Origin of the sequence: Streptomyces boncukensis (genome assembly GCF_011045075.1) — a bacterium.
Taxonomy (GTDB): Bacteria; Actinomycetota; Actinomycetes; order Streptomycetales; family Streptomycetaceae; genus Streptomyces; species Streptomyces boncukensis.
In genome coordinates, this window is the sequence record NZ_JAAKZZ010000467.1 from 1 (window position 1) to 5818 (window position 5818).

Genomic DNA, 5818 nt, shown 5'->3' on the forward strand with positions numbered 1-5818 from the left:
CCCGCCTCGCGCCCCGGGCCGCGCCACGACCCCGTACCCCCCGACTCGGGAAGGAGGCCCCCGATGAGCACCGCCGACCTCCTGCTCCGGGTCGCCGTCCCCTACGTCTGCCTCGCCGTCTTCGCCGCAGGACACGTCTGGCGCTACCGCCGGGACCAGTTCGGCTGGACCTCCCGCACCAGCCAGCTCCTGGAGCACCGCTGGCTGCGCTGGGGGAGCCCGCTCTTCCATCTGGGCGCCTTCATGGTGATCGCCGGGCACGTCGTGGGCCTGGCCGTGCCCGCCTCCTGGACCGGGGCCGCCGGTGTGGACGAGCACACGTACCACACCGTGTCCGTGTGGGCGGGCTCCGCGGCCGGGGCCGCCATGGTCGCCGGGCTGGGCATGCTGTGCGCCCGGCGGCTGCTGAGCCCCCGGATCCGCCGGGGCACCGACCGCAGCGACAAGCTGCTCTTCCCGCTGCTGTCCGCGACCGTGGTGCTGGGCATCGCCGCCACCGCCGCGCACAACGTCATCGGCGGGGGCTACGACTACCGCGTCACCGTCTCCGTCTGGTTCCGCGGGCTGTTCACCCTCCGGCCGGACCCGGGAGCCCTCGCGGACGCGCCGCTGCTGTTCCAGCTGCACGCCCTGTCCGCCTGCCTGCTGTTCGCCGTCTGGCCGTTCACCCGCCTGGTGCATGTGTGGAGCGCCCCGCTCGGCTACCTCGTCCGCCCGTATCTGGTCTACCGCCGCCGCACGCACCGGCCCTGTTCCTGAGTGACCGGGGTTCCTGAGTGACCGGGGCTCCTGAATGGCCGGGCAGCCCCTCCCCGGACCCGGAGAGGGGCTGCCCGCACAGCGCGGGGCTCTCACGTCGGGAGGAACCGCTCATGGTGGACCCGCTCGGGCGCGAGCCCGCCCGCGGCGGCGGCCCCCGCGACGGCCTCCACCAGCGGCGGCGGCCCGCACACATACAGATCGGGCGGCACCGGCGCGTCCGGCAGCAGCGCGGCCACCCGGTCCACCGGCGTGGCCGGCGGGCCCGGCCAGGAGGGGCCGGGCCGCCGGACGCAGATCTCGTAGGAGAACCCCGGCAGTTCGCAGGCCACCGCCTTCAGCTCGGGCAGGCCGAAGACCTCGGCCTCCTCGTTGACGCCGAGGAACAGCCGGGCCGGCTGCGGCTCCTGCCACTCGGCCATGTGCCGCACCATCGACAGCAGTGGCGCCAGCCCGGTCCCCCCGGCGACGAACCAGCGGGGCCGCGGCCCGGTCTCGCGCAGCCCGAACGCGCCCTGCGGGCCGCGCACGGTGAGCCGGTCGCCGACCCGTGCGCCGTCCCGCAGCCAGCCGGAGAACAGCCCGCCGGGCCGCAGCCGGACGAAGAACTCCAGACAGCCCTCCCAGTTGCCGGTGTTGGCCAGGGAGTAGGCCCGGGTGTAGTCCTGCCCGGGGACCCGCAGGTCCATGAACTGCCCGGGGTCGAACTGGCAGCCGTCCCCGGCCGCGTCGTCGGGCTCCACCCGGAGCTCCAGCCGCACGGTCTCGCGCGCGACGGTCTCCAGCGCGGTGATGACGCCCTCGCGCTCCGGGACGCCCCCGTGGATGATCCGGGACGACGGGTAGGGGAGTGCCGCCTCCAGCCGGTCGCCGCCGGGAAAGGTGCGGCACAGCAGCACCTCGCCGCGCTCCCGCCGGTCCGGCGGCAGCGCCTGCGGGCTGCAGGAGCCGTGCTCGTACGGCCCGCCGGTGACCGCGGCGCGGCAGGATCCGCAGGTGCCCCGGCGGCAGGAGGCGGGCAGTGCGGCGCCGGCTTCCGCCGCGGCGTCCAGCACGCTCTGGCCGGGCGCGCATCCGAACTCCAGCCGCTCGCCGTCGGACGCGGTGAGCGTGACGCCCGTCGTGGCGCCCGTCATGACGCGGCACGCTCCAGCGCCGCGGCCCGGTCGGCGCCGGGGTCGCCGACCGTCCGCAGCCCGAACCGCTCGACGAGGACGCCGACCGCGGTCGGGGTGAGGAAGGCGGGCACGGTCGGCCCCAGATGGATGTTGCGGATGCCCAGGGCCAGCAGCGAGAGCAGCACCGCGACCGCCTTCTGTTCGGTCCACGACAGCGCCAGGGTCAGCGGCAGCTCGTTGATGTCGCAGTCGAAGGCGTCGGCCAGCGCTGTCGCGATCTTGATGGCGGAGAAGGCGTCGTTGCACTGGCCGACGTCCATCAGCCGCGGCAGCCCGCCGATCTCGCCGAAGTCGTGCCGGTTGAACCGGTACTTGGCGCAGCCCAGGGTGAGGATGACCGTGTCCTCGGGGGCGCCCAGGGCGAAGTCGGCGTAGTAGTCGCGCCCGGGGGTCGGGCCGTCGCAGCCGCCCACCAGGAAGAAGTGCCGGATCGCGCCCTGCTTGACGGCGTCGGTGACCCGGTCCGCGCGGGCGAGCACCGCGTCCCGGCCGAAGCCGACGGTCAGGAACTCCTCCGGCCCGTCCTCCGCGAACCCGGGCAGCGCCTTGGCGGCGCGGATCACCGGGGAGAAGTCCCGGCCGGTCAGATGCCGTACGCCCGGCCATCCGACCGGGCCGGCGGTGAAGATCCGGCGGCGGTAGCTGACGTGCGGTTCGATGATGCAGTTGGACGTCATCAGGACCGGGCCCGGGAACGCGGCGAACTCGCGCTGCTGGTCCTGCCACGCCCCGCCGTAGTTGCCCACCAGGTGCGGGTACTCCTTCAGGAGCGGATAGGCGTGCGCGGGGAGCAGCTCGCCGTGGGTGTAGACGTTGATGCCCATGTCCTCGGTCTGCTCCAGCAGCGCGGCCAGGTCCCGCAGATCGTGGCCGCTGACCAGGATCGCCTTGCCCGCGACCTGTGTGGCGCGCACGGTGGTCGGCTGCTGCGCCCCGTATGTACCGGTGTTGGCCGCGTCCAGCAGCTCCATCACCTTCAGGTTCAGCCGTCCCAGGCCCACCGCGCGGGCCAGCAGCTCCTCGGTGTCGTCCGGCTCGTCCGCCAGATACGCCAGCGCCTCCTCGACCCCGGCGAACACCTCGCCGCTGCCGTGGCCGAGCACATGGGCGTGGTACGCGTACGCGCAGATCCCCTTCAGCGCGTACAGATGCAGGGCGCGCAGGCCGACGACGTCCGCGCCGGCCTCGGCGAGCCCCGCGTCGACGCGCGCCGAGGACGCCTGCTCGACCAGTCCCTCCAGATCCTGCGCGGGGATCCACGCCGCCGGGCCCGGCAGCGGCTCCGGCTCCACCGGCTGAGCCGCACGGGCGCGCACCCGGTCCTCGTACCGCTCCCGCACCCGGTCGCGTACGGCCGCGGCCTCGTGCAGCAGGCCGACGAACCGCGTGGGGTTGAAGTTGACGTTGGTGAGCGTGGTGAACACCGAGTAGAGGACGAACTCGGCCGCCTCGTCGTCGGCGGCGCCCATCGCGCGGGCCCGCGTCGCGTACTGGGCGATGCCCTTGACCGCGTACAGCAGCAGGTCCTGCAGATCGGACGTCTCCGCGTCCTTGCCGCAGTTGCCGAGCGGCCCGGCGCAGCCGGGGACCGTGCCGGTCCTGTCGGTCTGCTCGCACTGGTAGCAGAGCATGGGTGTCCTCCCTGGAATGTCGCTGGTACTACGCCGCAGACGCTAGGCACGGTGCGGGCCCGGATCCTTGACCCGCGTCAAGGCACGGCGTCCGGTGCGCCGTTGTGCTCCGGTTCACTGCCAGGCGAGCCGGGCCGCCAGGCCGGGCACGTCATGGAGCACGATCCGCCGTCCCGCCACGCTGACCAGCCCCTCGGCGGCGAGCATCCGCAGCACCCGGGAGAGCGTCTCCGGCGCGAGGTTGAGTCGGGACGCGACCACGTGTTTGCGGGCGGGCAGCAGCACGGTGCACTCCCGCGCGCCGGGCGCGGCGGCGGGCCCGTCGGCGTCGGCCTCGTGCAGCAGGAAGCCGATCACCCGCTGGACGCCGGACCGCAGCGAGTACGACTCCACGTCCCGCACCAGGCGGCGCAGCCGTATCGCCATGTTCGCGAGCATCCGGCGGGCGAACGCCGGGTCCCGGTCGAGCAGGGCCAGCACCGCCTCCCCGGAGACCGCCAGCAGCTCCGTGCCGACCAGCGCCGTGGCGGTGACCGGATAGCGCAGGCCCTCGAAGACCACGGCCTCCCCGAAGCTCTCCCCGGCGGCGACGATCTCCACCACCTTCTCGGAGCCGTCGGCTGTGGAGACCGTGAGCTGCATCTGGCCGCTCAGCACGGAGAAGAACCCCCGCACCGGGTCCCCCTGGTGGAAGAGGATCTCCCCCTTGCGCTGCGGGCTGAGCCGGGAGCCCGCGGCGAGGACGCCGAGCTGCTCCGGGGCCAGCCCGGAGAACAGCGGCAGCCTCGCCAGCAGCCCGGACAGCGTACGGTCGCCGCGCCGTCCCGCGCCCGCCGCCGTCCCCGTCCCTGTCGCCGTCGCCGTCGCGGTACGCACGGCTCAGGCCGCCGAGTGGGGGCGCAGCGCCGCGGTCACGTCCGCCGCCGCCTGCCAGCCGCCGGCGATGCAGGAGGGGACCCCCACCCCGTCGTACGCCGCGCCGCACACCGTCACAGGGCCCAGCTCCGCGAGGCGCGCGCGGATCCGCGCCACCCGGTCCGGATGCCCGACCGGGTACTGGGGGAGCCCGGTCGCCCAGCGGGTCACCGCGGTCGCGTACGGGACGGCGTCCAGCCCGGTCGCGGGCCTGAGCTCGGCCAGCGAGCGGGACACCAGCTCCGCGTCGTCCAGCGCCGCGGCCGTCTCCTCGCCGTGCCGGCCCACCGAGGTCCGCACGACGACATGGTCGGGCGCGGCGTCCGCCAGCCAGCCCCACTTGTTGCTGAGGAAGGTGGCCGCCTTGACCGTGCGGCCCTCCACCGGCGGCACCAGGAAGCCGCCGCCGGGCAGGTCCGGCAGGTCCGCGCGCCGGAACACCAGGGTGACCAGGGCCATCCGCGCGTATTCGACGGCACGCAGGTCCGCCGCCGCGCTCCTCGCGTCCTCGGCCAGCAGCCCGGCCGCGGCCGGCGCGGGCACGGCCAGCACCACCGCGTCGGCGGTGAGCTCCTCTGCGCCCCCGGGCCCGGCGACGCCGAGCCACCAGCCGTCCGGGGTGCGGCGCAGCCGGCGCGCCGCGGTGCCGGTCCGCACCTCCGCGCCGGCCGAGCGGCACGCCGCGGCCACGGCCCCGGGCAGCCGGCCGACACCGCCCCTGATGCCCTGGAACACCGGATGCGGAGCGGCGGGCCCCGTGGCCCGCACGTCCCGGGAGCGGTCCGCCAGCAGCCGCCGTACGGCCGCCACCAGGGAGCGCTCCTCCTGTACGGCGGGCAGCAGCCGGGGCAGCGCGGCCCGCAGCGAGATCCGGTCGGCCTGCCCCGCGTAGACGCCGCCGAGCAGCGGCTCGACCAGCCGGTCCACCACCTCCCGGCCGACCCGGGTGCGCACATACGCGCCCAGCGCGATGTCGTCGCCGATCGCGGTGCGGGGCAGCGACAGATCCCGGCGGGCGCGGGCGAGGCCCGCCTCGGACAGCACCCCGGAGGCGGCCAGCGCGTCCAGATCGCCCGGGAGGCCCATCAACTGCCGCTCGGGCAGCGGGCGCAGCGCGCCCCGCGTCCAGATCGCGGACCGCGTGGTGACCGGCGGCTCCAGGTGCCCGCCCAGCCCGGCCTGCCCGGCGAGGGCCACGGCCTCCGGGCGCAGCGCGAGCAGCGCCTCGGCGCCCAGGTCCGTCCGGACGCCGCCCACCTCGCCGCCGTACAGCTTGCCGCCCACCCGCTCGGCGCCCTCCAGCACGGTCACCCGGGCGCGCGGCGTGCCGTCGCC

Annotated in this window: 5 protein-coding genes; 1 reads left to right on the plus strand and 4 read right to left on the minus strand. The window is 75.6% G+C overall.

Annotated features, from left to right (window positions below):
* Nucleotides 1-63 precede the first annotated feature (63 nt).
* Complete coding sequence (gene narI, locus G5C65_RS29760) at nt 64-759, plus strand: respiratory nitrate reductase subunit gamma (protein ID WP_165302151.1); 696 nt, start codon at nt 64-66, stop codon at nt 757-759.
* Between the two features lie 92 nt (nt 760-851).
* Here the strand turns inward: narI and G5C65_RS29765 are convergent, their stop codons facing one another.
* From G5C65_RS29765 to hemG, 4 genes are all read right to left on the minus strand, one after another.
* Nucleotides 852-1895 (minus strand): 2Fe-2S iron-sulfur cluster-binding protein, encoded by a 1044-nt coding sequence (locus G5C65_RS29765; RefSeq protein ID WP_165302152.1) that lies wholly within the window; start codon nt 1893-1895, stop codon nt 852-854.
* Nucleotides 1892-3568, minus strand: a complete 1677-nt coding sequence (gene hcp, locus G5C65_RS29770; protein WP_165302153.1) for a hydroxylamine reductase — start codon at nt 3566-3568, stop codon at nt 1892-1894. The genes G5C65_RS29765 and hcp overlap by 4 nt, the downstream gene beginning before the upstream one ends.
* 114 nt (nt 3569-3682) lie before the next feature.
* Nucleotides 3683-4444, minus strand: a complete 762-nt coding sequence (locus G5C65_RS29775) for a cyclic nucleotide-binding domain-containing protein (protein ID WP_206442417.1) — start codon at nt 4442-4444, stop codon at nt 3683-3685.
* Nucleotides 4445-4447: 3 nt separating this feature from the next.
* Nucleotides 4448-5818, minus strand: a 1371-nt coding sequence (gene hemG / locus G5C65_RS29780) for a protoporphyrinogen oxidase (protein WP_241266154.1), incomplete at its 5' end; no start/stop codon positions are given.